We start from the raw sequence: 26892 nt of genomic DNA, 5'->3' as shown, positions 1-26892 counted from the left end.
AGAAGAGGAGACCATAATGGAGCAAATCTCAATATCTTCAGATGCCTTTAAAGCCGACACCAGCCTGCCAGTCGAATACACCTGTGATGGGGAGGACCGCTCCCCTGCACTCACATGGGAGGCCGTACCCGCAGGCACACAGTCCATCGCCCTGATAGTGGACGACCCCGACGCCCCCGGCAAAACCTGGGTCCACTGGGTGATCTACAACATACCTCCCGACAGCACTGGACTGCCCGCTGCGGTACCTAAGAACAAGACCCTGGACGACGGCAGCCTGCAAGGTAATAATGACTTTGGCAGGATCGGCTATAACGGACCCTGCCCGCCACCGGGCAAGGCACACAGGTATTTCTTCAAGGTATATGCCCTGGATACTACATCAGCTTAAAGAGCGGGGCTACCAAATCCCAGCTCGAGGCTGCCATGTCAGGGCACATCCTGGCACAGGGAGAGATGATAGGGAAATACGGGCGCTGATAAGCATTAGTGAATTCAGGAATTCCCAGTAAAACGAACTGTTATTTCACCCATGCATTGTAATTACAATGCTAAAACCCATACATGCAATGATATATAATACAGAAAACCAAATATGGAACAGTGATAAAAATGCCAGAAATGATTGCATTGCCTGCAACAATTGAAATGGAAATGAAGGCATTGGTCAGGGATGGACATTATGCAAATCTCAATGAAGCAATAAAAGACGCATTCAGGACTTTACTAAATGTCAGACCTGAACTGAAAACCTCAGCAGTGATAGAACTTTACAAAGAAGGTGAAATATCCATGGGTAAAGCTGCTGAAATGGTAGGTGTATCAACCATAGAATTTAAAGATATTCTTGTAAGTAGGGGCATTCGCAGAGAGGTGGGTTCAAGAAGTAAAAAAGAGCTTGACGAAGGCGTTGAACTGATTAATAAGTTGAGAAAATGACATCGTTAGTCTTTGATACTGATGTTCTCAGCACATTTGGCAAGATAAAACGGCTTGACCTTTTGGAAAAGTTATTCCCTGGTGCAGACTTCTCAATTCCAACCTCTGTCAATAATGAACTTTTCAAAGCAAAGGATTGTGGATATGAGTTCGTTGATCATATAACAGACTCCCGGATATTCGAAGTCACACTACTTAGACAAGAAGAACTAGGTTTTTTAGAAAAACTGCGTGATGAACGGCGAAAGTTGGGACCTGGTGAATTGGAATGCATATCCATTTGCAAACACCGGGACAGCGTTTTGGTTACAAATGATACGGCTGCCAAGAAAGTTTGTGACCATTATGATATTAAATTCATTGATCTGAGCATGCTTCTTAAGTCTTTGATAGTAACTGACATCCTCACATCCAAAGAAGTGGAAGCATTGATTGATGAAATAGAAGACAAAGATAAAGTAATAATCTCAAATGCGGATTACATTTTGAACAGTAATGACCTGTAATATTGTGCTTTTACCATTAGCTTAGTCCACATTTAAATATACTACTTGTTGCACCTATCTACACCCACTGGCACTGCAATCACCGACCATACCCACATCCCACCCTGGTTTGTGGTTATCAAGCTTGTGCTCGGGAACGGTGATATTATGGTGCCTGAAGCGGTGGGATTAGTATAGGGAGAGTTCTGGACCCGGCAGTGGATGGTACTGGTGGGCGGAGTCTGATAAAGCTAAAGTTCCCGAACTTTTAAGCGCATAATTTTATACATTTAGAAAATATTTCTGCATCAGGGTATCCATTTAATTTTCCTGCCGTTACAGCTTCTTCGAACACTTTGGCTGAAATATCTATTTTTCCGTACAGGTCTTTTAGTAACTTGAGTTTATTGTACCGGGCAAGCCAGATCAGAATACCGGTGTCAGCTACTGTCATAGATCACTGATCTCTCTTAGCAGTCTGTTTTTTGAATAATGCACGCTGATCCCGCGTTCTTTCAACTCTTTAAAAAGCTCATGCCGCGATAGGCGGGTTATCTCAACCATTCTACCAATTGAGATTTTACTTTGCTTGTACTGTTCGGCCGCATGTTCGATCTTTGTTTCTTTCAAACCTTTGTCCAGCAATTCACGCAGAAAGGTAGAGCATTTCACATGCTCCTCGTGTGCCAGTCTGTTAATCTCTTTGAGCATGCCCGGTGCAATTCGCAAGGAAACCACACCGTATGTCATGTAATTTAATAGAATACGATTGTTTATCTGATTTTCTTTGGATTAAGTGCTTTTTTTATTTTTCCGGACATGAATTGAAATGGTTTCCTTTTAGTGCAAAAGCTAATCAAGGCGGTAAGGGTTGATCTATTGTCATGCTCTGGCGGGTACGACTTATAGAATGCCGAGGGGGATATCGAGACTGCGGTTGCGCAGGTGGAAGGCGTGTTTGAGCGGTTGAGGGGAAAAAAGCATTAATACTTGAAAAGTAAACTCTGGTAAAGGAGGATTTCATCATGCGGATCTTTTTGATTCTTGTGCTATTGGTACTTATTTCAGGATGTATTGCCAGTGAGCCTGATGAAGAGACCCTGATAGAGGAGGATACAAATATGGATGCAATATCGATTTCTTCGGACGTATTTGAGAACGTGGGTATGCTGTCGTCCGAATACACATGTGACGGGAATGATGTATCACCCGACCTGTCTTGGAACACCGTCCCCGCAGGCACTCCATCGCCGTTGTCGTGGACGACCCCGACGCACCCGGTAAAACCTGGGCCCACTGGGTGATCTACAACATACCTGCCAACATCACAGGACTGCCCGGTGCGGTGCCCAAGAAAAAGACCCTGGACGACGACAGCCTGCAGGGCAAGAACGACTTTAGCAGGATCGGCTATGACGGACCCTGGACGCCGCCTGGCAAGACACACAAATATTTCTTCAAGGCATATGCCCTGGATATCACACTCGACCTGAAGAGCGGCGCCACCAAATCCCAGCTTGAGGCTGCCATGTCAGGGCACATCCTGACACAGGGAGAGATGATTGGGAAATACGGGCGCTGATAAGCATTAGTGAATTCAGGAATTCCCCGGAAAATAGCTTTTATTTCAGTGAGGTAGCCTCTGTGCCCATTCTTCATATCTATCACGTTGGGTTCAAGATTTCCAGTGAACTCATCCAGAACAAGTATTCTCCATGTGTCATCGGTTAAGAGTAATATTGTAATGGAACACGGATTGCACGGATAATAGATAAATCCGTGTCATACGTGTTCGATTTAAATTAAATTGGAGAATCGTTTGAAATCATTGGTCTTTTGGAAAATAATACATGCCGACTATGTCAAACTCCTTAACAGATGACAAATGAAGTATTCTTATGTATAGGAAATTAACAAACCTTTTTTGTTACAAATACAACAGTATTATTAACAGGCGGTTCAGGCCGGACCCGAAGATATTCTTCAAACTGTTCCGGTAATTCAAAAACAGAAAATGTATCTAACAATCTTCTTAATCCTTTTTCATAGATGCGGTAGGATAGTTTGGTCCCTACAGGGAGCACTTTTGCCAGATGATTAAATATCTCTTTTTTAGGTTCAGCTTGAGCAGCTATCATGATTAGCTCGGACCTGGTTTTCAAAGGCAATGTTAATTGATCACCGTTAATTATTTCAATCTGATCAGAAAGACCAAGTTTTTCCAGCACCTTTCTTGACAGTTCTGCTCTATCAGGGTCCCGTTCAATCCCGATTCCTTTAAGTCCATGCCAATGGCAAAGAGCTATAAGTGTTAAAGGTAGCGGTCCGCTCCCAAGAAAAATAACAGTATCGCCTGGTTTAAGTTCAGATCCATGATATTCGGTCTGGGCGAGTTGAAGATAATTGGGGAAATGAGTAAAATTCTTCAGAACTTCCCATGGATCTTCACTGGCCAGTATGGCTTTTGCATTTTCAATTTCAAGTCTCAAACTATATAGATTCCTGAACCTGACAATAGCTTCAAGTACTGAATTATATTCAGGATTACAGATTGTTTCTTCTGCCAATTTATCATCAATATCCATTGCAGCCAGATAATCCAATCTGTGAAAATAGGTTCCAAGATGATTCGAAGTACTGTGAAGGATATCTTGATCCTTAAGATCTTTTGTAGTTGAATTTATATTTAATAGTTCTGCAATTATAATCTTTATTGACTGTTCAGTAATATTACTCACAACCTAATATGTAGTATATAATTATACTTTTTATAAGTTGTTATTATCCTGTAAAGCCTTTGTGAGTTCACTTGTAATTTGAAATAAAATAACTATCCAATTAGGCCAACTACTATCTAATTATCTGCTAATACTGCGTTATTATTGATAACTTTATGATAAATCAATCATAACTGGTATTACTACAAATAACTAAAATAGTAGAATTAATTCATATTTAATTGATGAAATTTATGACAAATAAAATTGTTCACGATGTATTGAGCCTTTCCACGTACCTTTATTCCTGACTCACGGTGTACATACTACTGAAGATATCCCCAAGATTCTGGGTATAAGCCGGGAAGAACGCAAGAGGAACGTTAAAGTTGATGGCAACGACGTGACCTTGATCTATGCCGAACCACTGGCCTCCGATCCCGTGATAGCAGACCTTGCATACAGGAGGGCTATTGAAGCCCTGGAATAAAAAGAAACAAAAAGAGGATAAAAGGTAATCTCACCTCTAACATGGTGGGATTAGCCATATGATCAGGTTCACAGAAAATTAACAAACATCTTTTGTTACAAACACAACAGTATTATTGACAGGTGGTTCTGGCTGGACCCGAAGATATTCTTCAAACTGTTCAGGTAATTCAAATAAATAAAATGTGTCTAACAACCTTCTTAATCCCTTTTCATAGATGCGGTAGGATAATTTGGTCCCTACAGGGAGCACCTTTGCCAGATGATTAAATATCTCTTTTTTAGGTTCAGCTTGAGCAGCTATCATGATTAGCTCGGACCTGGTTTTCAAAGGCAATGTTAATTGATCACCGTTAATTATTTCAATCTGATCAGAAAGCCCAAGTTTTTCCAGCACTTTTCTTGAGAGTTCTGCTCTATCAGGGTCCTGTTCAATTCCGATTCCTTTAAGTCCATACCAATGGCAGAGAACTATAAGAGTTAAAGGTAGCGGTCCACTCCCGAGAAATACAACACTGTCACCAGGTTTGAGCCTGGCTCCCTGAAATTCAGTTAGGGACAATTTGAGATAATTGGAGATATAAGTGAAATTTGTAAGCATTTCCCAGGGATCTCTGCTTTCCAGTATGGAATGTGCATGTTCAATTTCCAATTTTGCAGTATATAAGCTTCTGAATCTGGTAATAGCATCAAATGCTAAATTAAATACATAATCAAAGAAGATAGCTTCTCCAGATTTATCATATACATTTAGTGCTATCAAATGATCCAGTCTTTGAAAAATAGGTATAAGATGATTTGAAGGATCCTGAAGTATCTCTTCATCCTTGAGATCCTTGATCGATGAATATATCTCAAAGACCTCTTCAATTATTTTTTCTGTGTAATCCCCTGTACTATAATAGCTCACATCTGAAATGTGCTTTCCATATATGTCTGTACCGTAAACAGAAGTAGTTGGTTTGTATATCTGTATTGAACTCATGATTATCACAGCCAAATAGGATTCAGTAAATTGACAACCCATCGACAAGATGTGATTAATACACTATTTTTTCAAATGTTGTCAAATTTCTCCAAAATGACAAAATCCTTAATTCACCACAATATAAAAAGACTAAATACATTACTTAACTCTTTCGAAGCATAATGGTTTAGTAACAAATAATATCTTTTGTCTATGTACGATTTCTGATGACCAGCATATAATTTAGGAATTAGTATTACAATCATGCAATTTATGATATTTGTTGCTTGAAACATCTTCAAACATACCCTCTAAAAAAAGGAAAATGCCCTACACCCCATCTTCGTCAGTTTCTCACCTGAATCTTGCTTTCTCTTTCTGTAAATAACTTATTGTAATCGCTAATCCTATCGTTTTCCATCGAAAAAGAAACACATATAAAATTTTCAATATCCAATAGATTTTTTATTTGAAGATTTTTATAGATTGTGTTTTATCATACATATGACACAGATCATACAATTACTCTCACTTTTCGGGGAGAGCCGATACTTAAAAATTGACTGGAATTAAAGCGATGTAGAACAGACTTAAAAATTGATACGGTTTGATGATAGTGGTTTAATTTTAATTTGAGGAAGATGAAATAGAAAACAAAGATAAAGTAATAATCTCAAATGCGGATTACATTTTGAACAGTAATGACCTGTAATATTGTGATATTACCATTAGCTAGTCCACATTTAAATATTGTACTTGTTGCACCTGTCCTGTCTTTCAGTGAATAAGCGATAGTTACAAGTGGGATACAGTAATATCCATTAAACATGCCAGACCTACTGGAAAAATCCCTGAAAGCCGCTCCTATTGTGAACCGCGGCGAGTATAATTATTTTATACATCCCATTACTGACGGAGTTCCGTATCTGGAACCTGCCCTGCTAAATGAAGTGACTGACAGAATAATGGCTGTTGCCGAACCAGGCTTTGATAAAATACTTACCATCGAGGCTATGGGCATACATATCGGAACAGCCCTGGCCCTCAGGACAGGGAAACCCATGTCCATAGTCCGGAAACGTCCGTATGAGCTTCCAAATGAGGTAAAGATACACCAGGCTACTGGCTATTCGAAAGGCGAACTGTACCTGAACGGGATATCCGCAGGTGAGCGTTTGATCATAATCGATGATGTGGTCAGCACAGGCGGGACGCTGGAAGCCGTCTGGCAGGCCGTGGGGATCGCGGGAGGAATTATTGTGGATACCGTCGTAGTTATCGAGCGGGGAGATGGCGCAAAGCGGCTCAGAGAGGCGGGTTTGCCTGTGAAGACCCTGGTAAGGGTCGATGTTGGTCCGAAGGGCGTGGAGATATTAGGATAATATATTTATCGCAGCCATGAACAATTCATCTTTTCTTGATATCTTTGACTTTGACCTGGACAGGGTAGTTGACATTATCAATCGATCAGAAGCAAGGACTGTGGGTCTCCAATTCCCGGAAGGCTTTAAGAGGCAGGCATTTTCCATAGCAAGGGAACTGGAAGATAAGACCGGGGCTTTTATGATTGTATCCGGCAACCCATGTTTCGGGGCTTGTGATATCGATATGGTACTCAAAGGTTCTGTGGATATCATGTTCCATTTCGGGCATTGTGAACTTGTTGATGGGCTGGATAATGTAATCTTCATGGAAACACCTGCCCGGGTGGATATCGGGCCTGTCGTTGAAATGGCAGCCGTTGAACTGGATGCAGGCACAGTGGGTCTTGTGACCACAGTCCAGCATGTCCATCAACTTGACAAGGCCATAAATATCCTGGGGTCAAGTGGTATGTCGTGTGTGGTAGGTACTGGTGATTCACGGATCAAATATCCGGGACAGTTGCTGGGGTGTAACTTTTCGGCTGCTGAGGTCAAATGCGACAGCTACCTTTATGTCGGAAGCGGGAAGTTCCATCCATTGGGTGTGGCTGTGGCAACAAGGCGAAAAGTACTGGCGGCAGACCCCATGTTGAACACTGTTGAATGGGTGGACCCTGAAAGGATATTGAGGCAAAGGGGCGGGGTGATCGCCAGGTGTCTTGATGCCACTTCTTTTTGCATAATCGTATCCACTAAGATAGGGCAGGAGAGAATGGGACTGGCACGGCGGCTAGCTGGACTTGCTAAAAAACATAATAAGGAACATATCATTATTTCACTTGACAATATCACTCTTGATGCTTTATTGCAGTTCAAAGTGGATGCTTTTGTAAATACGGCATGTCCGCGCATTGCCATAGATGAAGGGGGACGGTTTAATGCGCCTGTGCTTACGCCAGTGGAGTTTGAGATTGTGCTCGGTGAACGGGACTGGTCTGACCTGGTGTTCGATGAGATAAGGGATGATGCCATACAGTAAGGTTATTAAATATTGAACTAAATGGGTACATGAGGTGACCTGTATGTCTAAATTTAAAAAAAGAGACTTGGAACGTAAAGGTGAAAAAAAACAGCAGATTCTTGAAAAAAAATTGATTAAGAACAATCTTGAGTCTTTGACAGGGTCAGAAGGGGAAATCGCAAAATTACCCGACGAGGAGTAGTTCCTGTTGCAGGTGAGGATAAAAATACTTGCCGGTGGCGTCCTTGAAAAAACAATTGAAGTAGAAGAAGGAAGTGTCTATAGTGATATCCTTGCCGAACTGGGGATTAATCCTGAGACTGTTGTGTTGATGGTCGACGGCGGGCCGGTACCTATAGATGATATTGTGGATTCCGGTCGAATTGATATCCTGAAGATCGTTTCAGGAGGATGATCAACTACGGACAATCCTCCACCCTGACCGCAGTACCAGGGGGTTGGTAGCAAACCTTGTTATTGGCGGTACGACCATAATTGGAGTAAAAGCCGTGGCAAGGTCCAGGTCCCAGTCCAGCACAGGCTGTGTGAAATCGGGTGTAAAGGAAATATTGTACTGACCAGGCAGGGCGTGCATATATCCTGTCAACATGCCTGTATAGGCGGGATCTTCCAGGCCGTAGACAGTATCCAGTTCAAAGTGCCTGAATTTGAAAATGGATCGCAAATCCCTGATAAGCCGCATTAACGGTCCTATCAGGGGGGTGAAATTCTTTACTGGCGGAATGGATCGGGATTTGACGGATTTTTTTATGTCCTTGGTTTCTGGTGTTTTTTCTTTATACTGCTGATGGATCAACGTGCGGCCCAGGATGAGTATATCTGTTTGTTTATCCTTTAATTCATATTGAATAGCAAGTATCAACCAGCTTATGCTAATACTACCGCCTATTATTCCTTCTGACCCGGAAGATCGGGCACGGATAGTAACAGGGAACAGCAACACGACTATGATCATTACTATTACTATTCCCATCAGGAGCCAAATCATTTCAATTATGATTGGTTTCAGTTGGTCTCGGTTTCACCAGTTTTCGCCTTATTTTTCTCTTCCATCATCGATTTGTATTTTTCCATCATTTCAGGCATTATCTCGGTAAGCTGGGCCAAAACACCTTTTCCTTTTATGCTAAATACCTGGATATCTTCTGCCGTCACCACAAGGAAAGCCACGGGTTGAATAGAAGCACCACCACCCCCGCCACCGCCGGTACCTTCCTCGCCTGCTTTCTTTTTGCCTTCACCTCCACCGCTGCCAAAACCAAAGCTGACCTTGGTAACTGGTATGATGGTCTTACCTTCCACGATAATATGTTCTCCAATCACGGTCTTGGTGGAAACCATGTCGGCAATCTCTTCTGTAATGGTCTTTAATAAATCGTCCACTATCAAAACTCAAACCTCCACAATCTAATATTAATTTGATTGTGTGTTAAAGTATATGTATCTATCCCTGGGAATAATACTTCTTAAATAGCCCACTGACGTATGACTTACTCTTCTTTCACGTGGAGTGTAGATTTGACTGATTTGAGTTGCTAAAAGGGTTAAGGCAATTGTTTTCATTAGAAACTACCTATAATTGGAGATACTGGTTGAAGCCATAATTATTATATAGAAGTACAAACACTTACAAGTGCTCTAATTATATTATTAATATTACAGGGATCATAATTACCGGAGGAAAAAGATCAATGGCAGGATTAGGCGGACAGCCTATAATAATTATTGACCCGGAAAAAAGCAGGACGACAGGCCGGGATGCACAGTCAGCGAATATCATGGCAGCAAGAACAATTGCAAATGCTGTGAAAACCACATTGGGACCCAAAGGCATGGATAAGATGCTGGTCAATGCTGTGGGTGACATTACAGTTACCAACGATGGCGCAGCTATCCTGCAGGATATTGATATCCAGCACCCTGCAGCCATGATGATGGTCGAGATATCAAAGACCCAGGAAAAAGAAGTGGGAGATGGTACTACCAGTGCCGTGGTCCTTGCAGGAGAACTGCTGGGTCAGGCTGAAAAACTGATCGAACTTGATGTTCATCCAACAGTTATCATCAAGGGCTTCAGGCTTGCAGCTGAAAAGGCACAGGAAATCCTGGAATCCAATTCGGTCGAGATTACAGCTGAAGATACAGAAACAATCAGAAAGGTTGCACTCACTGCACTTTCAGGCAAGGGCAGCGAGATGGCACTGGACGACCTGGCAGATCTGACGATAAATGCTATCCAGTCCATTGCAGATAACAAAGAGATAGATATCCAGCACAATATCCAGATCATCCACCAGAGAGGAGGTTCCATAAAAGATACACATCTTCTCAAGGGTATGGTGATCGATAAGGCCCGGGCCCACAAGAATATGCCAAAAAGTATAAAAAATGCAAAAATTGCGATTCTGGATGTGGGTGTAGAGGTACAGAAAACTACTATGAATGCCAAGATCAAGATATCAACCCCTGACGAACTGGACGAAGCATACAGTGACGAATACCAGACTGTAAAAGAACAGGTGGACAGCCTGATAGCCAGCGGGGCCAATGTAGTGGTCACTGAGAAAGGGATTGACGATATATCCCTGCATTACCTTGCCAAGAATAACATCCTTGCCATCAGGCGGGTCAAGGAGGACGACCTGAAAAAGATCGTTCGTGCCACCAGTGCTTCGATCCGGTCCAATGCCATGGACGTATCCCCTGAAGACCTGGGTAATGCCGAACTGGTCGAAGAGAGGGGAATTGGCAATTACAAGATGATCTATTTCGAGGGATGCGATAATCCCAAAGCTGTGACTATACTAGTCCATAGTGGTGCTGATTTTATCACAGATGAGGTTGACAGGGCACTGGATGATGCACTGAATGTAGTAAAGGTGGTCTTAAACGAAGACAAGATCATGTTCGGTGGCGGTGCACCTGAAATAGAGGTTGCACTGCAGCTTAAGGAATATGCTTCCTCATTAGGCGGACGTGAGCAGCTGGCTGTAGTTGCATTTGCCGATGCAATGGAAGGTCTGCCAAGGAGCCTTGCAGAGAATTCCGGCCTTGACCCTGTAGATATCCTGGTAAAATTAAGGGCTGAACATAAGAATGGTAATAATACTGTGGGTCTGAACGTGCTGACCGGTGAAGTCATGGATATGAAAGATACCAGTGTGATCGAGCCGTTAAAGGTCAAGATCCAGTCAATAAAATCAGCGACCGATGCTGTTGCAATGATACTGAGGGTGGATGATGTGTTCGCATCCAAATATACTGGCCTGATGGATGTAAAACCCGAACATAGAATGGATAGCTATGATGGTATTGAAGCTCCTGATATCGGAGATGATTATTAGATACAACGGGCAATAGTACGGAAGGATCAACACTGTATTACATAGAGGTTTGATATGGGGAAGAATAAGGACGTCGAGGTAGACCTATCATCGAATGACACTCTTGAAGATTCTGAAGAGCAAATGGTCGAGACTGAAGAAATAACAGTGGAAGAACCTGTTAGTGCACTGGAGGAATCTGGCAGATTAGCGTCAGAGTACCTGGACCATTTGCAGCGGCTTCAGGCAGAGTTCGATAATTACAAAAAGAGAGTGGACAGGGAAAAAGCAGAACTTATTGAATATGCCAGCGCAGAACTGGTATCAGAGTTAATTGACATAATGGAGAACCTTGAACGGGGTGTGGCAAGTGCAAAAGGATCTGATGACATTGACTCCATTGTTAAAGGAATGGAGATGGTCAGCACCCAGTTAAAGGATATTCTTGGATCCAGGGGTCTTACACACATAGAAGCTGTGGGTAAAAAGTTCGACCCCCATTACCATGAAGCAATGATGATGACCCCAACTGATGAGTACCCTTACAATACAGTGATCGAGGAGTTCCAGCAGGGATACACGATAAAGGATAGAGTGATACGGTATTCCAGGGTAAGGGTATCGGTAAATGAAAATAACAAAGAGAATAGCGAATAATACAAGTTTGTGAATTATTATTGTAAGATGAGGTGAATTGAATGGCAAAGATAATTGGAATTGACCTGGGAACAAGCAATTCTGCGGCTGCTGCACTTATCGGAGGCAGGCCGACAATAATTCCCAGTGCCGAGGGAGCAAGTGTGGGTGGAAAGGCATTCCCGTCTGTTGTGGCTTTTACCGAGGATGGGCAAAGACTGGTAGGTGAACCGGCACGAAGACAGGCCGTTACCAATCCCGAAGGTACTGTAATGGCTATCAAGCGAAAGATGGGAACCGTAGAAAAGGTTAAGATCAAGGATAAGGAGTTTTCTCCACAGGATATATCGGCTTTTATCCTGCAGAAAATAAAACAGGATGCTGAAGCTTTCCTGGGTGATACGGTAGAAAAAGCTGTCATTACTGTCCCTGCATATTTTAACGATAACCAGAGGCAGGCGACTAAGGATGCGGGAGAGATCGCAGGTCTTGAAGTGGTACGGATAATTAACGAGCCCACCGCCGCATCACTGGCATATGGTCTGGATAAAAAATCCGACCAGAAGATACTGGTATATGATTTTGGTGGCGGTACACTGGATGTTAGTCTCATGGAAGTTGGTGACGGTGTCTTCGAAGTCAAATCCACATCGGGAGATACACAGCTTGGTGGTACTGATATGGACAATTTGCTGATCGAATATATTGCCGAAGATTTCATGAACAAAGAGGGAATCGATCTCAGGTCTGACAAAACAGCAAACCAGCGTCTGCGGGAAGCTGCGGAAAAGGCAAAGATCGAGCTTTCAACTACAATGCAGACATCGATCAACCTGCCCTTTATTACTGCCAACCAGGCAGGCCCAAAACATCTGGAGATGACACTTACCAGATCCAAACTGGAAGAACTGGTCATGCCAGTTATTGTAAAGACCCGCCAGCCCATGGAAGAGGCAATTAAGGATGGGGGAATAAGCACATCTGATATTACTACTATTATTTTGGTAGGCGGGCCTACAAGGATGCCTGTGGTACAAAAGTTTGTAAGTGATATTGTCGGTAAGGAAGCAGAGCGGGGCGTGGACCCGATGGAATGCGTGGCAATGGGTGCTGCTATCCAGGCCGGTGTGCTGGAAGGTGAGGTCAAGGATGTGCTACTGCTGGATGTTACACCTCTGTCCCTTGGTATTGAGACCCTGGGAAGTGTGTCCACAAAGCTCATTGAGCGCAATACTACAATTCCAACTAAGAAGAGCCAGATATTTAGCACAGCTGCGGACAACCAGCCGTCTGTAGACATCCATGTGCTCCAGGGCGAGCGTGCCATGGCCCATGACAATATCACACTGGGACAGTTCACGCTGGTTGGTATTCCACCGGCACCCAGGGGTATTCCCCAGATCGAAGTGACTTTTGATATCGATGCCAACGGCATCATTCATGTAACAGCCAAGGACCTTGGTACCAATAAGGAGCAGAAGATCACAATCACGGCACCGCATAAGCTTTCGGATGACGAGATCAAGTCAAAGGTCAACGATGCCGAACAGTATGAAGAGGCTGACAGAAAAGCAAAGGAACTTATTGAGCTTAAGAACCAGGCCGATACACTGGTATATACTACGGAAAAAGCCCTGTCCGATCTCGGTGATAAGGTCACTGAGGAACAACGCAAGACCATTACCGAGAAGGTGGAGAAGACCAGGGAAGCTATTGGTACGGATGATAAGGACCAGATACAGTCTGCCATTGATGATCTGACCAAGGAGATGCAGGCCGTTAGCACCATGATATATGAACAGTCTGCCCAGGAACAGCAGGCGGCTGGTGAAGCGGGTGCCGAAGCCGGGACCGATGAAGCTGCTGACGAAAATGTAGTGGATGCCGAATATGAAGTCGTGGACGAGGAAAAGGATAACTGATTCTTTTCCTTAACCTTTTTTTTTATAAATTACACTGAATAATGGCTGATAAGCGCGATTACTATGAGATTCTGGGCGTTAATAAAGACGTCAAAGAAGATGAACTGAAAAAAGCCTACCGGAAACTGGCATTAGAGTACCATCCTGACCGCAATAAAGAGGCTGGTGCTGAAGAGACGTTCAAGGAGATCAGCGAAGCCTATGCAGTGCTTAGCGACCAGGAGAAACGTACTAAGTACGACCAGTTCGGGCATGCCGGAGTTGATGGGCGCTGGAGCCAGGAGGATATCTTCAGGGGTGCGAACTTCGAAGATATGTTTGGGGGTTCCGGTGGCGGTGGTCCCGGGGATAGTATATTTGATATTATTTTTGGCGGTAGGGGTCGCAGACGCGGCGGTCCCCAGAGGGGGTCTGACCTTAGATATAGTATGACCATATCCTTTGAGGATGCGTACCACGGACTGGAGCAGAAGATAAGTATACCCAGGACAGAGAACTGTACCGTGTGCAAGGGGAGCGGTGCAAAACCGGGCACTGAACCCAAGACCTGCGTTACATGCAGGGGTAGCGGCCAGACCACCCGTGCACAGAATACGCCTTTCGGGCAGTTCATGACCACAAGTACCTGTCCAACATGCAGGGGCAGGGGTAAGGTGGTCGATGTTCCATGTACTAAATGTCATGGCAGCGGCAGGATACAAAAGAAGCGGAAGATCAAGATTAAAGTGCCTGCCGGTATTGAAAGTAATTCTAGGATGAGGGTGGCTGGTGAAGGTGAGCATGGAACTGCGGGCGGGCCGCCTGGTGACCTTTTCGTTGATATTTTCGTGAAGCCGCATAAGACTTTTAAGCGTGTAGGGAACGATATACTGGTGGAGAATGATATCAGTTTTACCCAGGCTTCTTTGGGTGATGAGATTATAGTGTCTACTGTGGATGGGAAAGTGAAGTTAAAGGTTCCTGCCGGGACACAGACTTGGGCTACTTTCAGGGTGAGGGGTAAGGGTATGCCTTATATTCACGGGCACGGGCAGGGGGACCTGCATGTGAGGATGAATGTGAAAGTGCCTAAAAAGTTATCCCTGAAGCAGAAGGAGGTTTTGCGGGAGTTTGCCAGGCTTAGTGGGGAGAAGCCTGCAAAGGAGAATGAGAAGGGGCTGTTCGAGAAGGTTGTTGATGGAGTGAAGGATAAGATCTAGGGTGGGGATTATTCTTTTTGGAAAGGACTTACTCACGAAATGAATAAAAATAATCAACTGAAGTAGTGCAAGAAAGAACAGTTATGCGACGGTTGCCTCTGATTTTTTAGTTATTCTTACATCTGCCAGATTTACACATTCTTCCTCATGCTTTATTTTAACTACATGACCCTTAACAGGCTCTTCCCACTCTTCATCTATTTTTGGATCGTTCTCTATCTGTTTTACAAGATCCTTTTCGTTTTTGGCTGTATATTTTCTCAATATCCTTCCATACTTTGCCCCATCTGCCTCAAGGCGACATCACTCTTTTCAGGAAAGACTTACTTACTCAGGTTTGCCTAAACTGAAGTCATGCGACATGCCAAGGAGATTTCTAAAAATATGAATAAATTGAAAACGTACTTAAATAATTGAGATAAATAAGTAAATGAATAATATGGATGGATCTATAAATCAATTTCCTGAACAGGAGGCAAGAGACAATATTGATAAACAGCTCAATGCCGCTGGGTGGGCAGTTCAGGATAAAGATAAAATTGATTGGAATGAAAGTATCGGTATAGCCATCCGTGAATATCAAACCGATGTTGGGCCTACTGATTATGTATTATTTGTTGAAAGAAGACCTGTTGGAATAATAGAGGCAAAAAAAGAAGAAGAGGGACACAAACTTATTTCTCATGAACCCCAATCGGATTTTTATGCAAAAAGTAAGCTTAAATACCTTGACAATGACCCGCTTCCGTTTGTTTATGAAAGTACAGGAACTATAACCCGATTTACTGATTACAGAGATCCAAAACCGTGTTCAAGGACTGTATTTACTTTTCATAGACCTGAAACTTTCAAAGAATGGCTGAAGGAGGGTACTTCATTAAGGGCAAGAGTGTTGGATATTCCCGAACTTCCGGAATCCGTTTTAAGAAACTGCCAGATAAATGCAATCAAGAATCTTGAAATATCCTTCAAGGAAAACAAGCCGCGATCTTTGATACAGATGGCCACAGGTTCCGGTAAAACCTACACAGCAATTACATCTATCTACCGTTTACTAAAGTTTGCTGATGCAAAATGGATATTATTTTTGGTTGATACCAAAAACCTCGGAGAACAGGCAGAACAGGAATTTATGGCATATCAGCCATCTGACGATAACCACAAATTTACTGAACTATATAATGTTCAGCGGTTGCACTCAAACTATATTTCACCAGACAGCCATGTGTGCATCAGTACTATTCAGAGGCTTTATTCTATTTTAAAAGGCGAAGAATTGGATGAAGAGGCAGAGGAATCAAATCCGAATGAGAGTAAATGGGATCCGAAAGAATCGATGCCGGTTATTTATGATGCAAGTATACCGATAGAATTCTTCGATTTTATTGTAATAGATGAGTGTCACCCTTCAATCTATGATCTGTGGAAACAGGTGCTTGAATATTTTGATGCTTTTCTGATTGGATTAACAGCCACGCCTGATAAAAGGACATTCGGTTTTTTCAATGAGAATGTTGTTAGTGAATATTCTCACGAGGAAGCTGTGGTAGACGGTGTGAATGTTGGATATGATGTTTACATAATTGAGACTGAAATTTCACAATATGGGGCAACTATAAAAGCCAATGAGTATGTGGATAAACGCGAAAGGCTAAGCAGAAGGAAACGGTGGGAACAACTGGATGAAGATGTATCTTACTCCAAAAAGGATCTGGATAAAGATATTGTGAATCCCAGCCAGATTAGAAATATCATCCGGGCTTTTAAAAACAAATTGCCTGAGATATTTCCGGGTAGAAAAGAAGTCCCAAAGACTCTAATTTTTGCAAAAACCGACAGCCATGCTGATGATATTATCCAGATAGTCAGAGAAGAATTTAATGAGGGTAATGAGTTTTGTAAGAAAATCACTTATAAAACCGAAGAAGACCCGAAATCTATACTTACACAATTCAGAAATGCTTATAATCCGAGAATTGCCGTTACCGTGGCTATGATCTCGGTGGGTACTGATGTTAAACCCCTTGAATGTCTGCTTTTTATGCGTGATGTGAAAAGCAAAAACTACTTTGAGCAGATGAAAGGGCGAGGTACTCGCATATTAGGTTATGATGATTTGAAAAAGGTCACTCCCTCGGCGTTTTCAGCAAAAACACATTTTGTTGTTGTGGATGCTGTAGGGGTTACAAAATCAATAAAAACCGACAGCCGCCCTCTGGAGCGGAAACGCGCCATTCCAATGAAGGATCTACTTGCCGCTGTAACTATGGGGGCCAGGGATGAAGACCTGTTCACTTCACTTGCAAGCCGCCTTACCAGACTGGAAAAACAACTTACTGATGCGGAAAAGGAAACGTTTAAAGAAAAGGCAAACGGCAAGACTATTAATCAAACTGTAAAAGACCTGTTGAATGCTTATAATCCGGATAAGATCGAAGATGAAGCTGAGGAGCTGAAGCGGGAAAATCCTGAGATTACAAAAACCCAGGCTTACGAGATGGCAAAGGAAAACTTAAGCAAAACGGCGACTTCAACTTTTAGCGGAGAACTTAATGGATACATTGAAAATGTCCGAAGGGTTCATGAACAGATCATTGATACTGTGAATATTGATGAAGTCACAAAAGCGCAGTGGGGAGAAGATGCTGCAGATAAAGCCAGAGAAATTGTAAATGATTTTTTTGAGTATATGGAAGAGCATAAGGATGAGATAATGGCGATTAGCATTTTTTATAATCAGCCATATAGGCTCAGGGAGTTGACTTCCAGTATGGTTAAAGATATTCTTGAAAAATTGAAAATGGATAAACCCTTGCTTGCACCGCTGTACGTATGGCAGGCATACGAGCAACTTGAAAAGGTGAACGGGAAAAGCCCGAAGAGTGAGCTGGTAGCACTTGTTTCTCTTATCCGTAGGGTAACAGGTATTGATGATAAACTGACAGCCTACGATAAAACAGTGGACCGAAATTTCCAAAAATGGGTATTTGAAAAACAAGCCGGAGTATTAAAGTTTAATGATGAGCAGATGAACTGGCTGAGAATGATGAAGGAACATATTGCAACAAGTTTTCATATTGAAGTGGAAGATCTTGACTACACACCATTTGACGCACACGGAGGACGCGGCATGATGTTCCAGCTCTTCGGGAGTGAAATGAATACTGTGATTAGTGAAATGAATGAGGCGCTGGCAGTATGAAAAAGAAAATTGACCAGATTATCAGGAAGCTTCGGGAAAATAAGCCTGTTCTTGAAGAGAAATATAAAGTCAAAACGCTCGGAGTTTTTGGCTCATACGTCAGAGGAGAACAAAAGGAGGGGAGTGATCTGGATATTCTTGTGGAATTCCAGGAACCTGTAGGTCTTTTCAAATTTATGGAACTTGAAGAATTCCTTGGGAAAAATACTGGGGTTAAAGTTGATCTTGTATCCAGGAAGGCTTTAAAACCAAGAATTGGCAAGTATATCCTTGAAGAGGTAATTAACGTATGAAGAAACGGGATTATGGAGATTTTGTTCAAGACATACTTGATTCTATAAATGATGTCGAAAATTTCATTGATGGAATGGAGTTCGAGGATTTCATAAAAGATAAAAAGACTATTTATAGTGTGGTTCGAGCCATCGAAATAATCGGGGAAGCTGCCAAAAATGTTCCAGAACAAATAAGAAAGAAATATCCGGATGTCCCATGGAAACAGATGGCAGGTATGAGGGACAAGCTTATTCATGAATATTTCGGGGTTGATCTGGAAATTCTATGGAAAACTGCAAAGGACGATGTGCCTCAATTGGAAATTCCGGTTTCAAAAGTTTTTGAAGATATGGGGCAAAGTGAATGACCTTCTTGTTTATGGAAATCATGCAAAACGCCCAAAAACAAAATAGAACACGAATAACGCAGGGGGAGCTGGCATTATGATACAGAAAACTAATGTGAACGAAGTTGAAAGTATAATGAAGAAACTCAAAGATAGTATGGCAATCCTTAGAGATAAATACAATGTTAAAAATCTGGAAATCTTTGGTTCTTATGTTCGGGGCGAACAGAAAATGAGAAGCGATTTAGATATTTTAGTTGAGTTCACTGAAACTATTGATTTATTCAAGTATATAGAACTTGAGAATTATATGGGTGAAATACTTGGCGTTAAAGTTGATCTTGTGATGAAAGATACACTGAAGCCACGCATAAAAGATAGAATATTGAATGAGGCTATACCAGTATGAAAAAGGATAGAGATATCAGGCTTTACCTTGATGATATTCTTGAAGCAATCGGGAAGATAGAAAAATACACAGAGGGTTTGGATTTTGAAAAATTCAGAACGGATGATAAAACAGGCGATGCAGTCATAAGGAATTTTTTAGTTATCGGGGAGGCTGTCAAGAAAATTCCCCCTGGCATAAGGAAGAAAAATCCTGATATCCCCTGGAAAATAATTGCCGGAATGCGTGATAAGCTGATTCATAAATACTTTGGAATCAGGTATGATGTGGTATGGGAAACAATTGAATTGAGATTGCCTTCGCTCAGGCTGGACATACAGAAAATCCTGGATCAGATGGATAAGGAAATGGAACAGGCATGAACGGCAAAATGGAAATTTCATATTCCATAGACCACGTTAGCATGAATGAGACTGGAAAAGTGCCATATCAGCAACATAGAACACGGATTGGACGGATTTTCACAAATCCGTGCGCATCCGTGTCATCCGCACAATCCGTGTTCAATCGCAATCCATCCGGAGCATCTGTGTTTATCTGCGTTCATATGCGTTTAATATTAAGTAGAAAGACGCAGGAGGCGCTGGCAGAATGACCACGGGTGTGCGTCTATAACTCCCTGGAAGGCGAGTATGGACAGGTTGGGAATAAAAAGCTTATAAATTACAGAATCATATTATAAACTAGGTGATAGGATGAGTACAAATGTCAAGGAAATATTTAATGAAATCTTTCCGTTATCTTTAAAAGAAAAAACAGAACTCATTGGCTGGATAGCAAAGTCCATAGAAGAAGATAGTCTAAAACTCCATAAACAGGATATTCGTAGATACAGTGGTGTTTTAAAAAATAAGAGGGATGCTCTGAAATTTGAAAGGGATATTAGAAATGAATGGGACAGACAGATATCTAATTGATACGAATATTTTGATATATTTCTTGCAGGGGGAGGAAGTAGCCTCATCTTTTTTCAAGAATATAATGGATAAAGAGCTTTGCATTTCTTTGATCAATAAAATCGAAGTATTAGCTTTTCCAGACATTTCTGAGAATGAAGAAACGGAGATCAAACAGTTTTTATTGAATTTTGTCACTCTTAATGTTGATGATCCGGTAGCAGAAGAAACCATACGGATAAGGAAGATGTATAAATTGAAATTGGGGGATGCCCTTATTTCTGCAACATCCATAATGCATGATGCTGTACTTGTTTCAAGAAATGAGAAGGATTTTGGCAAAGTTGATGGGCTGAAGTTCTTGAATCCTTATAGCGCTGAAATGAAATGAAATGATAGAGCAACAAAAAGGATTTAAAGGAACTGAATAGGGTGCGCTGAATGAACTGCCGGGAGGATGGGTGTGGATGAGGTTGATGGATGCAATGGATCGAGAATTTGGGGAACCGCAGATAAACGCAGATGAACGCAGATTTGTTAATTTTAATTTTGAGCATGTCATTCGAAGAATTTCATGTGCGTTTTCTGGGTAAAAGATGAAAGTATGGCTGATCTGGATAACTTGCCGGACCCGGATATTCTGGCAAATGAGATAATTGAAAATGTGGAAGCCGGACTTGAAAGTTTTAGGGAAATAGTTGAAACGATAAATGGTGAATAAGGTAATTTGTAGCAGTCACGATATTTTCAATACAATATATCGCACCTGCATATAGCGGTTTCACCCCCTCCTGCACATGAAAAACACCCCCCAACACTCAAGACCAATCCCACTGCACCCCAAACACAACCACACACCTATCCAGACAGCCACATCAATATTTACCCACACATCCGGATAACACCTACATCTCAATATCTTCAACATTAAATACTAACAAAAGAATGTACCACCCATGAACACACCCGCCATTGAGACATTCAACCTGACCCGCAGATTTGATGACATAGTGGCAGTAGACAACATCAATATCCAGGTAAACAATGGAGAACTATTCGGCCTTTTAGGGCCAAACGGTGCAGGCAAGACCACACTCATCAACATGCTCTCCACCATGATAACACCAAGTAACGGCAGTGCACAAGTATGGGGAGCCGACATCACCAAACACCCCTCAGAGGTCAGGAAAAATATTGGCATGGTGTTCCAGGGTACCACCCTTGACGACAGGCTCACAGGCAAGGAAAACCTGGACCTTCACGGGCGGCTGTACGGCCTGCCAAAACAATTGCGAAAAGAAAGGATCGCAGACGTACTGAAACTGGTCGAACTCAATGATAAAGCCGATGTGATCGTCAAAACATATAGTGGCGGGATGATGAGACGCCTGGAAATTGCCAGGGGACTCATGCACCACCCAAAAGTACTGTTCCTTGATGAACCCACCCTCGGACTTGACCCCCAGACCCGCAACCATATATGGGACTACATACGGCAACTGAATAAGGAAAAAAACGTCACCATCATGCTGACAACACACTATATGGAAGAGGCTGACCACCTGTGCAACCGCATAGCCATAATCGACTTTGGTCAGGTAAAAGCCCTGGACACGCCAGAGAACCTGAAGAATGCACTGGGTGGGGATGTGATCATACTTACCGTGGAAACCGGGGAACTTGCTTCAAGACTACTCGACCTATACAACAAGAACGGTTCTGCCGGAAGTGTCCAGCAAAAGGACAGCAGCATATTTATTACTATCAAGGACGGGGCGGGGCGGATACCTCATGTCCTAAAGATCGCATCCGATGCTGGTATCAATATCCTGTCCGTAGACCTGCACCGCCCCACACTTGACGATGTATTCCTATCCTACACAGGCAGGGCCATCAGGGAAGAAGAGACCAGCAGTGTTGACAGGATAACCTATAATCTCCAGGCAAGGAGGCGCTGATATGGCAGACCATGCGTCAGCTTTTTCTGAAAATATCGTCATTGCACTGAACACAGTATATACCATGTGGCTCCGTGAAATGCTCAGGTTCAAGAGGTCAAAGAGCAGGATCATTGGTTCCCTGGCCACACCCCTGTTCTTTCTGGTAATCCTGGGTACAGCATTCAATTCATCATTTGAGATGCGCAGCGGCGGACAGACTAATATCGGTTTTTTAGCCCCCGGTATCATCGGTATGACCATCCTGTTCTCATCCCTTGTAGGAGGTGTCAGCATCATCTGGGATCGGGAATTCGGATTCTTAAAGGAAATACTCATTGCCCCGGTGCCCAGGTTCTTTGTGGCACTGGGAAAGGCACTGGGAGGTGTGACCACAGCTATGATACAGGGCACATTGATCATGCTGATAGCATTTGTCATCGGGGTAGAATTCCAGTCCTATCTTGGGATGGCTGCCAGTGTGGGTGTGATGCTTCTCATAGGCCTTGGTTTTATAGGGCTGGGCATTGCCCTGGCCTCACAGACCGAGAGCCATGAAGGGTTCCAGATGATAATGACTTTCATCACCATGCCTGTACTACTGCTAAGCGGTGCATTTTTCAGGATAGGTGACCTGCCTTCATGGCTGAAAACGCTGGTCTATCTTGACCCGCTTACATACGGTATCATGGCGCTGCGATATACCCTGATGGGCGAGACCGAGATTCCAATACACATATGCATTGCAGTTTTATTCCTATTTGCTGCTGCCACTATCGGTCTGGGTGGTTACATGTTCCAAAAGGCAAAGGCCTGAAAAATATCGTCCTTAGAATTGGTTGAGGGTCAACTGGCGCCTCTTGCATTCCTCACCCGGTATCTCCACCGGATACACGCCTGTCAGGCAGCCAAGACACAGGTCATCCGCGGGTATTCCGACAGCTTCCACCAGTCCTTCCACGCTCACATATCCCAGGCTGTCAGCATTGATGACCGCTTCCACACCTGCCACGGTCTTATGGGCTGCTACCAGTTCTTCCCTGGTTGCCATATCGATACCGAGATAACAGGGCGACACAATAGGCGGGCTGCCTATACGTGTATGCACCTCCTCAGCACCTGCCTTGCGCACCATATCCACAATACGCCGGGAAGTTGTACCCCTGACAATGCTGTCATCCATCAATATAACCTTCTTACCTTCAAGATTCTGCCTGATGGTATTGAGCTTCAGCCTGACCGCAGTCTCCCGCATTTTCTGGTCCGGCATGATAAAGGTCCTGCCAATATACCTGTTCTTCATCAGGCCTTCTATATAATCAATACCCGATTTCTTACTGTACCCGATGGCGAAAGTTATACCGCTATCCGGGACCGGTGAAATAATATCGGCATCAATGGCATGTTCATCCAGCAGCCTCTCACCAATGCGTATCCTGGTCTGGTAGACAAGCTGCCCGTCAATAATAGAATCAGCGCGGGCAAAATAGATGTATTCGAACACACAATGGGCAGTGTTCTTTGTCTTGAACAAATGGTGGCTGGAATATCTGCCGTCCTTGAATATCAGGACCTCTCCGGGCCGTACATCACGAATAAGCTTACCGCCAATGGTATCAATAGCAGCACTTTCAGATGTGACCACATATCCCCCGTCCAACTCACCCAAGCATAATGGTTTGAAACCAAGGGGGTCCCTTACGACCACTAACGTATCATCCACAAGGATGGTAAGGCTGTATGAACCCACCAGTCTTTTCATGACTTCCTCGACTGCACCCAGAATATCAGTTCTAAGAAGTTCCTTGACCAGCAGGCGGGCTATAACTTCGGTATCCGATGAAGTGAGGAATACCTGGCCTTTAGCCTCGAACTCTGCTACAAGGTCCGCACTATTGACCAGGTTACCATTATGGGCTATGGCAATGGTCCGGTCCATGAAATTCACTATCAGGGGCTGGCTGTTTTCTATAGTGGAATCACCGGTTGTAGAATACCTTACATGCCCGATGCCCACAAAACCTTTCAGGTCGCCAAGGTTATACTTCTTAAAAACATCAGGCACAAGCCCCATACCTTTGAGGGTCCCGGCACTTTTACCATCATGAACAGTAATACCTGTGGATTCCTGGCCCCTATGCTGCAGGGCATATAATGCATAATAAATCGGTAATGCAGCGTTATCCGATTCCCTATCATTTAATGCGAGACCGACAATTCCACAGGATTCACGCAATAAGGTTCACCTGATAATTTGATTGTTAATAATGTAATTAGACAATGGAAAGTTCAGTCGCCATTTAATCCTGATTTCCTCTGCCATTTATAACTTCTCATACGAGTTGTTTTTTTGAATCCGCATGCAACACAAACCTTCTTATGAATATTCAATGAAACTCTGCCGCAACGCCTGCACTTGATATGGAGGCGCTTCTGCCTCTTTCCCATTGATGGAGTACCTTTTGACATATTATTCTACCTTTTATTATTATAATTTTTGATTATGACTGTATGATAATTACTGTATAATAATTACAGCTTAAGGGCAATTCCCTATGTGTCCAGAGTAAATATATATTGTGGAGATCACACCGATCTATGGTGAGATATATACCACATTGTCACCTCTGATCACTACTGTACCCAGTGTTTTTTCATTTTCGCTGTCTGATAATTCTTTTGCATCGTCCAGTACCAGGTTCATGTGAATGTCATAACCTTCAAGTGTACCCCTGAAAATGCGTTCACCTTTTAATTTGATAATGACAGGCTTGCCCAGTGTATTATTTAGAATGTCAAGAGGTCTTTTACCCATATTTTTTTTGCTCCTGGTATTATAATCTGAGTTATACTTTATTTATCTATCCTGTGTTTTAATCGCGTATTTCTTTTACATACAAGTGACATATCATTTTCATTGGTAAATACGGATAATGTAACCATTTCCATATCCAATAGCATTGCAAAAGTTTAAATGCTAAACTATGAATAGTGCTTCAAAGTAGTTATACGCCTACTTAAAATTATCGAAGACTTCTGTCGAAGACTTCTGTCGAAGACTTCTATCGAGGATTTATATCGAAGATTTATATCGAGGATTTTTATCAAATCCTCTATCGAATAATTAGGAATGCGATACGTGAAAACAAAACCCAGGCATCAACTCCGGAAAAGCCAGCAAAAAGAAATGATCAATACGATCAGGAATATTCTAGAGGATGCCGACACTGTTATTGGAAATAAGCGCATAGAGTTAGCCCAGGCAGAGGATCAAAAACTGATACTTGTGGATGGAAAACCGCTCTTTTTCATTACAGATGGTAAGCCATTCTTTACTGTCCAGGGCGCATTGGAACTCCAACCTCAAAAAAGGCTGGTAATAGTAGATGCAGGTGCCGTTTCATTTATTGCCAAAGGAGCGGATATCATGCGCCCGGGTATTGTCTCTGCCGATTCTGGTATTGATGAAGGGGATCTAGTCATAATTGTAGAGCAGACGCATGGCAAACCCCTGGCCATTGGCAGGGCGCTGGTATCCGGTGAACAAATGATCGGAGATAGTGGAAAGGTTATCAAGACAATACATTATGTGGGTGACAGGATATGGAATATCGAACTGTAACAGGGGTTCAATATGATGCTTTCAGTTGCAGGAAAACAAAAACATATATGTAATGGCAATCGTATAAGTCAGTTAGGTTATCCTGTTTAGATTATTATAAGGGTGAATATTAATGGCAGCACTCAAAGAACTATTTAAGGGCGCAGCGAAGTCCAAATCCAATGTTGACGAATATGTGGACCTTGATCTCAGTGATTATGAAGAGGTAATTGAGAACGAACCGGCAGAGATGTATATCCGCATTGCAGAACTTAATAATTTGAATGAATTACCTGACCTCAAGAAGGAAGTATATGATGGCAATTTGCTTTTAGTTGATATTTCTTTGTTAAAAAGGGACAAATTCAATCTCGACCGTGCTATCAAGGAACTTAAACAAGTAGTGGAAGATGTCCACGGCGATATTGCCGGTGTGGGTGAAGAGCAGGTGATCGTTGCCCCTATGGGTGTCAGGATCGACCGTTCAAAGATTTTCGGTGGCAAATAGTGAATAAGGATCCCGAACCTTTTATTACTAAAACCAACTGTCCGCTGTGCCAAAACTCCATTATAATTACCTGGCAGCCGGATAATATCCCGTTTTTTGGCGATGTTATGCATACATGCTCCCAATGTGACTGTGGGTTCAAGTATGCTGATACAATGATCTTAACCCAGCGCGAGCCCATGAGGTTTACCCTGGAAGTGGAATCGGCCGAGGATCTGGATATAAGGGTGATACGCTCTATTTCCGGGACTATCAGGATCCCTGAACTTGGAATTAATATCGAACCCGGACCTGCAAGTGAATCCTATGTATCAAATATTGAAGGTGTGCTGTGCCGCATTGAGGATGTCGTGGGTATGGTTACAAGATGGGAAGATGAGCCGCCAGGGAGTATAGAAAGGGCACACGAGATACTTGAGTCATTACGGCAGGTGAGGCTGGGTGAGCTTGGTATTACTATTATTATCGAGGACCCACTGGGTAATAGTGCAATAATATCTGATAAGGCCATAAGTGAGGTCATGATACCGGAAGAAGCAAAAGGTCTGAAAACCGGTGACATCATATTGGAAAAGGATGAACTGCCTAATCATTTTACGGAATAGAGTGCCAATTCAGTAGTTACCATTGGAAG

At 42.8% G+C, this 26892-nt stretch carries 33 protein-coding genes and 2 pseudogenes; 25 read left to right on the top strand and 10 right to left on the bottom strand.

The genetic code is table 11. The features are described from left to right. Positions 1 to 16 precede the first annotated feature (16 nt). The 3 genes and pseudogenes from HF974_01190 to HF974_01180 all read left to right on the top strand — a co-directional run bounded on the left by HF974_01190 (position 17) and on the right by HF974_01180 (position 1445). Positions 17 to 480: pseudogene (locus tag HF974_01190) on the top strand (YbhB/YbcL family Raf kinase inhibitor-like protein). Positions 481 to 654: 174 nt separating this feature from the next. After that, on the top strand, positions 655 to 939 hold the full coding sequence (locus HF974_01185) for a hypothetical protein (GenBank protein MBC2696959.1): 285 nt from the start codon (positions 655 to 657) through the stop codon (positions 937 to 939). Then, on the top strand, positions 936 to 1445 hold the full coding sequence (locus HF974_01180; protein MBC2696958.1) for a hypothetical protein: 510 nt from the start codon (positions 936 to 938) through the stop codon (positions 1443 to 1445). Before HF974_01185 ends, HF974_01180 begins: the two co-directional genes overlap by 4 nt. Positions 1446 to 1692: 247 nt before the next feature. Here the strand turns inward: HF974_01180 and HF974_01175 are convergent, their stop codons facing one another. Both HF974_01175 and HF974_01170 read right to left on the bottom strand, forming a co-directional pair. Continuing rightward, a complete protein-coding gene (locus HF974_01175; GenBank protein ID MBC2696957.1) occupies positions 1693 to 1878 on the bottom strand; it encodes a hypothetical protein in 186 nt (61 codons plus the stop codon). After that, positions 1875 to 2174 (bottom strand): hypothetical protein, encoded by a 300-nt coding sequence (locus HF974_01170; protein MBC2696956.1) that lies wholly within the window; start codon positions 2172 to 2174, stop codon positions 1875 to 1877. The genes HF974_01175 and HF974_01170 overlap by 4 nt, the downstream gene beginning before the upstream one ends. Before the next feature lie 371 nt (positions 2175 to 2545). On the opposite strand from HF974_01170, the pseudogene HF974_01165 reads away from it, so the two are divergent. Next, positions 2546 to 3006 (top strand): annotated as a pseudogene (locus HF974_01165) (YbhB/YbcL family Raf kinase inhibitor-like protein). A gap of 328 nt (positions 3007 to 3334) precedes the next feature. Here the strand turns inward: HF974_01165 and HF974_01160 are convergent. Further along, positions 3335 to 4162 (bottom strand): methyltransferase, encoded by an 828-nt coding sequence (locus tag HF974_01160; GenBank protein ID MBC2696955.1) that lies wholly within the window; start codon positions 4160 to 4162, stop codon positions 3335 to 3337. Between the two features lie 259 nt (positions 4163 to 4421). On the opposite strand from HF974_01160, the gene HF974_01155 reads away from it, so the two are divergent. Beyond that, on the top strand, positions 4422 to 4631 hold the full coding sequence (locus tag HF974_01155) for a hypothetical protein (GenBank protein ID MBC2696954.1): 210 nt from the start codon (positions 4422 to 4424) through the stop codon (positions 4629 to 4631). 78 nt (positions 4632 to 4709) lie between these two features. On the opposite strand, the gene HF974_01150 is transcribed toward HF974_01155, so the two are convergent. Next, entirely contained in the window at positions 4710 to 5615 is a 906-nt protein-coding gene (locus tag HF974_01150) for a methyltransferase (protein ID MBC2696953.1), read from the bottom strand. Positions 5616 to 6424: 809 nt separating this feature from the next. Here HF974_01150 and HF974_01145 point away from each other — a divergent pair. The 4 genes from HF974_01145 to HF974_01130 are packed head-to-tail and all read left to right on the top strand — an operon-like array spanning position 6425 to position 8397. Then, on the top strand, positions 6425 to 6979 hold the full coding sequence (locus HF974_01145) for a purine phosphoribosyltransferase family protein (GenBank protein MBC2696952.1): 555 nt from the start codon (positions 6425 to 6427) through the stop codon (positions 6977 to 6979). A gap of 16 nt (positions 6980 to 6995) precedes the next feature. Next, positions 6996 to 8000 carry a diphthamide biosynthesis enzyme Dph2 gene (gene dph2, locus HF974_01140; GenBank protein ID MBC2696951.1) on the top strand — a complete coding sequence of 335 codons (1005 nt, stop codon included), beginning with the start codon at positions 6996 to 6998 and terminating at the stop codon, positions 7998 to 8000. Positions 8001 to 8043: 43 nt separating this feature from the next. Then, positions 8044 to 8184 (top strand): hypothetical protein, encoded by a 141-nt coding sequence (locus HF974_01135; protein ID MBC2696950.1) that lies wholly within the window; start codon positions 8044 to 8046, stop codon positions 8182 to 8184. A gap of 6 nt (positions 8185 to 8190) precedes the next feature. Then, entirely contained in the window at positions 8191 to 8397 is a 207-nt protein-coding gene (locus tag HF974_01130; protein ID MBC2696949.1) for a MoaD/ThiS family protein, read from the top strand. On the opposite strand, the gene HF974_01125 is transcribed toward HF974_01130, so the two are convergent. After that, positions 8398 to 8976 (bottom strand): DUF2953 domain-containing protein, encoded by a 579-nt coding sequence (locus HF974_01125; protein ID MBC2696948.1) that lies wholly within the window; start codon positions 8974 to 8976, stop codon positions 8398 to 8400. Positions 8977 to 9008: 32 nt separating this feature from the next. Then, entirely contained in the window at positions 9009 to 9392 is a 384-nt protein-coding gene (locus HF974_01120; GenBank protein MBC2696947.1) for a sporulation protein, read from the bottom strand. A 302-nt stretch (positions 9393 to 9694) separates the two neighbouring features. Between HF974_01120 and HF974_01115 the strand changes: the two genes are divergently transcribed. Genes HF974_01115 through dnaJ form a run of 4 tightly spaced genes read left to right on the top strand, consistent with a single transcriptional unit; the run spans position 9695 to position 15083 of the window. Further along, positions 9695 to 11347: a thermosome subunit gene (locus HF974_01115; protein MBC2696946.1), complete on the top strand. Its 1653-nt coding sequence runs from the start codon at positions 9695 to 9697 to the stop codon at positions 11345 to 11347. Positions 11348 to 11401: 54 nt separating this feature from the next. Then, positions 11402 to 11983 (top strand): nucleotide exchange factor GrpE, encoded by a 582-nt coding sequence (gene grpE, locus HF974_01110; protein MBC2696945.1) that lies wholly within the window; start codon positions 11402 to 11404, stop codon positions 11981 to 11983. 41 nt (positions 11984 to 12024) lie between these two features. After that, positions 12025 to 13884: a molecular chaperone DnaK gene (dnaK, locus tag HF974_01105; protein ID MBC2696944.1), complete on the top strand. Its 1860-nt coding sequence runs from the start codon at positions 12025 to 12027 to the stop codon at positions 13882 to 13884. A 41-nt stretch (positions 13885 to 13925) separates the two neighbouring features. Further along, on the top strand, positions 13926 to 15083 hold the full coding sequence (gene dnaJ, locus HF974_01100) for a molecular chaperone DnaJ (protein MBC2696943.1): 1158 nt from the start codon (positions 13926 to 13928) through the stop codon (positions 15081 to 15083). A gap of 81 nt (positions 15084 to 15164) precedes the next feature. On the opposite strand, the gene HF974_01095 is transcribed toward dnaJ, so the two are convergent. Next, positions 15165 to 15347 carry a hypothetical protein gene (locus HF974_01095; GenBank protein ID MBC2696942.1) on the bottom strand — a complete coding sequence of 61 codons (183 nt, stop codon included), beginning with the start codon at positions 15345 to 15347 and terminating at the stop codon, positions 15165 to 15167. Between the two features lie 166 nt (positions 15348 to 15513). On the opposite strand from HF974_01095, the gene HF974_01090 reads away from it, so the two are divergent. The 9 genes from HF974_01090 to HF974_01050 all read left to right on the top strand — a co-directional run bounded on the left by HF974_01090 (position 15514) and on the right by HF974_01050 (position 22966). Continuing rightward, entirely contained in the window at positions 15514 to 18285 is a 2772-nt protein-coding gene (locus HF974_01090; GenBank protein MBC2696941.1) for a DEAD/DEAH box helicase family protein, read from the top strand. Beyond that, complete coding sequence (locus HF974_01085) at positions 18282 to 18578, top strand: nucleotidyltransferase family protein (protein ID MBC2696940.1); 297 nt, start codon at positions 18282 to 18284, stop codon at positions 18576 to 18578. Before HF974_01090 ends, HF974_01085 begins: the two co-directional genes overlap by 4 nt. Next, a complete protein-coding gene (locus tag HF974_01080) occupies positions 18575 to 18928 on the top strand; it encodes a DUF86 domain-containing protein (GenBank protein MBC2696939.1) in 354 nt (117 codons plus the stop codon). The genes HF974_01085 and HF974_01080 overlap by 4 nt, the downstream gene beginning before the upstream one ends. Positions 18929 to 19004: 76 nt before the next feature. After that, a complete protein-coding gene (locus HF974_01075; protein ID MBC2696938.1) occupies positions 19005 to 19316 on the top strand; it encodes a nucleotidyltransferase family protein in 312 nt (103 codons plus the stop codon). Further along, positions 19313 to 19678 carry a DUF86 domain-containing protein gene (locus HF974_01070; protein ID MBC2696937.1) on the top strand — a complete coding sequence of 122 codons (366 nt, stop codon included), beginning with the start codon at positions 19313 to 19315 and terminating at the stop codon, positions 19676 to 19678. Before HF974_01075 ends, HF974_01070 begins: the two co-directional genes overlap by 4 nt. Positions 19679 to 20011: 333 nt before the next feature. After that, positions 20012 to 20233, top strand: a complete 222-nt coding sequence (locus HF974_01065; GenBank protein ID MBC2696936.1) for a hypothetical protein — start codon at positions 20012 to 20014, stop codon at positions 20231 to 20233. Further along, a complete protein-coding gene (locus HF974_01060; GenBank protein MBC2696935.1) occupies positions 20187 to 20603 on the top strand; it encodes a type II toxin-antitoxin system VapC family toxin in 417 nt (138 codons plus the stop codon). The genes HF974_01065 and HF974_01060 overlap by 47 nt, the downstream gene beginning before the upstream one ends. A gap of 565 nt (positions 20604 to 21168) precedes the next feature. Next, positions 21169 to 22170, top strand: coding sequence for an ATP-binding cassette domain-containing protein (locus HF974_01055; GenBank protein ID MBC2696934.1), 1002 nt, complete (start codon positions 21169 to 21171; stop codon positions 22168 to 22170). 1 nt (position 22171) lies between these two features. Then, positions 22172 to 22966, top strand: coding sequence for an ABC transporter permease (locus HF974_01050; GenBank protein ID MBC2696933.1), 795 nt, complete (start codon positions 22172 to 22174; stop codon positions 22964 to 22966). A gap of 12 nt (positions 22967 to 22978) precedes the next feature. On the opposite strand, the gene purF is transcribed toward HF974_01050, so the two are convergent. The 3 genes from purF to HF974_01035 form a co-directional block, all read right to left on the bottom strand. Beyond that, positions 22979 to 24385: an amidophosphoribosyltransferase gene (purF, locus tag HF974_01045; protein ID MBC2696932.1), complete on the bottom strand. Its 1407-nt coding sequence runs from the start codon at positions 24383 to 24385 to the stop codon at positions 22979 to 22981. A gap of 53 nt (positions 24386 to 24438) precedes the next feature. Beyond that, complete coding sequence (locus HF974_01040) at positions 24439 to 24618, bottom strand: 50S ribosomal protein L37e (GenBank protein ID MBC2696931.1); 180 nt, start codon at positions 24616 to 24618, stop codon at positions 24439 to 24441. Between the two features lie 127 nt (positions 24619 to 24745). Further along, the gene (locus HF974_01035; GenBank protein MBC2696930.1) at positions 24746 to 24964 is read right to left on the bottom strand and encodes a small nuclear ribonucleoprotein; all 219 of its coding nucleotides are present in this window, start codon (positions 24962 to 24964) and stop codon (positions 24746 to 24748) included. Between the two features lie 324 nt (positions 24965 to 25288). Between HF974_01035 and HF974_01030 the strand changes: the two genes are divergently transcribed. The 3 genes from HF974_01030 to HF974_01020 all read left to right on the top strand — a co-directional run bounded on the left by HF974_01030 (position 25289) and on the right by HF974_01020 (position 26863). Beyond that, positions 25289 to 25771, top strand: coding sequence for a DUF1947 domain-containing protein (locus tag HF974_01030; protein MBC2696929.1), 483 nt, complete (start codon positions 25289 to 25291; stop codon positions 25769 to 25771). Between the two features lie 112 nt (positions 25772 to 25883). After that, positions 25884 to 26258: a cell division protein SepF gene (gene sepF, locus HF974_01025; GenBank protein MBC2696928.1), complete on the top strand. Its 375-nt coding sequence runs from the start codon at positions 25884 to 25886 to the stop codon at positions 26256 to 26258. After that, positions 26258 to 26863: a ZPR1 zinc finger domain-containing protein gene (locus HF974_01020; protein ID MBC2696927.1), complete on the top strand. Its 606-nt coding sequence runs from the start codon at positions 26258 to 26260 to the stop codon at positions 26861 to 26863. The genes sepF and HF974_01020 overlap by 1 nt, the downstream gene beginning before the upstream one ends. The last annotated feature ends 29 nt before the right edge of the window (positions 26864 to 26892 follow it).

The sequence above is a fragment of the ANME-2 cluster archaeon genome (genome assembly GCA_014237145.1).
Classification (GTDB): Archaea; Halobacteriota; Methanosarcinia; order Methanosarcinales; family Methanocomedenaceae; genus Methanocomedens_A.
This window is presented reverse-complemented; position numbering and strand designations above follow the sequence as displayed.

Bases quoted from the DNA above. Each gene is read 5' to 3' on its own strand.
- dnaJ (MBC2696943.1), top strand. From the start codon at position 13,926: ATGGCTGATAAGCGCGATTACTATGAGATTCTGGGCGTTAATAAAGAC.
- sepF (MBC2696928.1), top strand. From the start codon at position 25,884: ATGGCAGCACTCAAAGAACTATTTAAGGGCGCAGCGAAGTCCAAATCC.
- HF974_01055 (MBC2696934.1), top strand. From the start codon at position 21,169: ATGAACACACCCGCCATTGAGACATTCAACCTGACCCGCAGATTTGAT.
- HF974_01115 (MBC2696946.1), top strand. From the start codon at position 9,695: ATGGCAGGATTAGGCGGACAGCCTATAATAATTATTGACCCGGAAAAA.
- HF974_01175 (MBC2696957.1), bottom strand. From the start codon at position 1,878: ATGACAGTAGCTGACACCGGTATTCTGATCTGGCTTGCCCGGTACAAT.
- HF974_01185 (MBC2696959.1), top strand. From the start codon at position 655: ATGAAGGCATTGGTCAGGGATGGACATTATGCAAATCTCAATGAAGCA.
- HF974_01065 (MBC2696936.1), top strand. From the start codon at position 20,012: ATGAGTACAAATGTCAAGGAAATATTTAATGAAATCTTTCCGTTATCT.
- grpE (MBC2696945.1), top strand. From the start codon at position 11,402: ATGGGGAAGAATAAGGACGTCGAGGTAGACCTATCATCGAATGACACT.
- HF974_01040 (MBC2696931.1), bottom strand. From the start codon at position 24,618: ATGTCAAAAGGTACTCCATCAATGGGAAAGAGGCAGAAGCGCCTCCAT.
- HF974_01080 (MBC2696939.1), top strand. From the start codon at position 18,575: ATGAAGAAACGGGATTATGGAGATTTTGTTCAAGACATACTTGATTCT.
- HF974_01125 (MBC2696948.1), bottom strand. From the start codon at position 8,976: ATGGGAATAGTAATAGTAATGATCATAGTCGTGTTGCTGTTCCCTGTT.
- HF974_01070 (MBC2696937.1), top strand. From the start codon at position 19,313: ATGAAAAAGGATAGAGATATCAGGCTTTACCTTGATGATATTCTTGAA.
- dnaK (MBC2696944.1), top strand. From the start codon at position 12,025: ATGGCAAAGATAATTGGAATTGACCTGGGAACAAGCAATTCTGCGGCT.
- HF974_01180 (MBC2696958.1), top strand. From the start codon at position 936: ATGACATCGTTAGTCTTTGATACTGATGTTCTCAGCACATTTGGCAAG.
- HF974_01090 (MBC2696941.1), top strand. From the start codon at position 15,514: ATGAATAATATGGATGGATCTATAAATCAATTTCCTGAACAGGAGGCA.
- HF974_01075 (MBC2696938.1), top strand. From the start codon at position 19,005: ATGATACAGAAAACTAATGTGAACGAAGTTGAAAGTATAATGAAGAAA.
- HF974_01170 (MBC2696956.1), bottom strand. From the start codon at position 2,174: ATGACATACGGTGTGGTTTCCTTGCGAATTGCACCGGGCATGCTCAAA.
- HF974_01135 (MBC2696950.1), top strand. From the start codon at position 8,044: ATGTCTAAATTTAAAAAAAGAGACTTGGAACGTAAAGGTGAAAAAAAA.
- dph2 (MBC2696951.1), top strand. From the start codon at position 6,996: ATGAACAATTCATCTTTTCTTGATATCTTTGACTTTGACCTGGACAGG.
- HF974_01085 (MBC2696940.1), top strand. From the start codon at position 18,282: ATGAAAAAGAAAATTGACCAGATTATCAGGAAGCTTCGGGAAAATAAG.
- HF974_01050 (MBC2696933.1), top strand. From the start codon at position 22,172: ATGGCAGACCATGCGTCAGCTTTTTCTGAAAATATCGTCATTGCACTG.
- HF974_01035 (MBC2696930.1), bottom strand. From the start codon at position 24,964: ATGGGTAAAAGACCTCTTGACATTCTAAATAATACACTGGGCAAGCCT.
- HF974_01145 (MBC2696952.1), top strand. From the start codon at position 6,425: ATGCCAGACCTACTGGAAAAATCCCTGAAAGCCGCTCCTATTGTGAAC.
- HF974_01150 (MBC2696953.1), bottom strand. From the start codon at position 5,615: ATGAGTTCAATACAGATATACAAACCAACTACTTCTGTTTACGGTACA.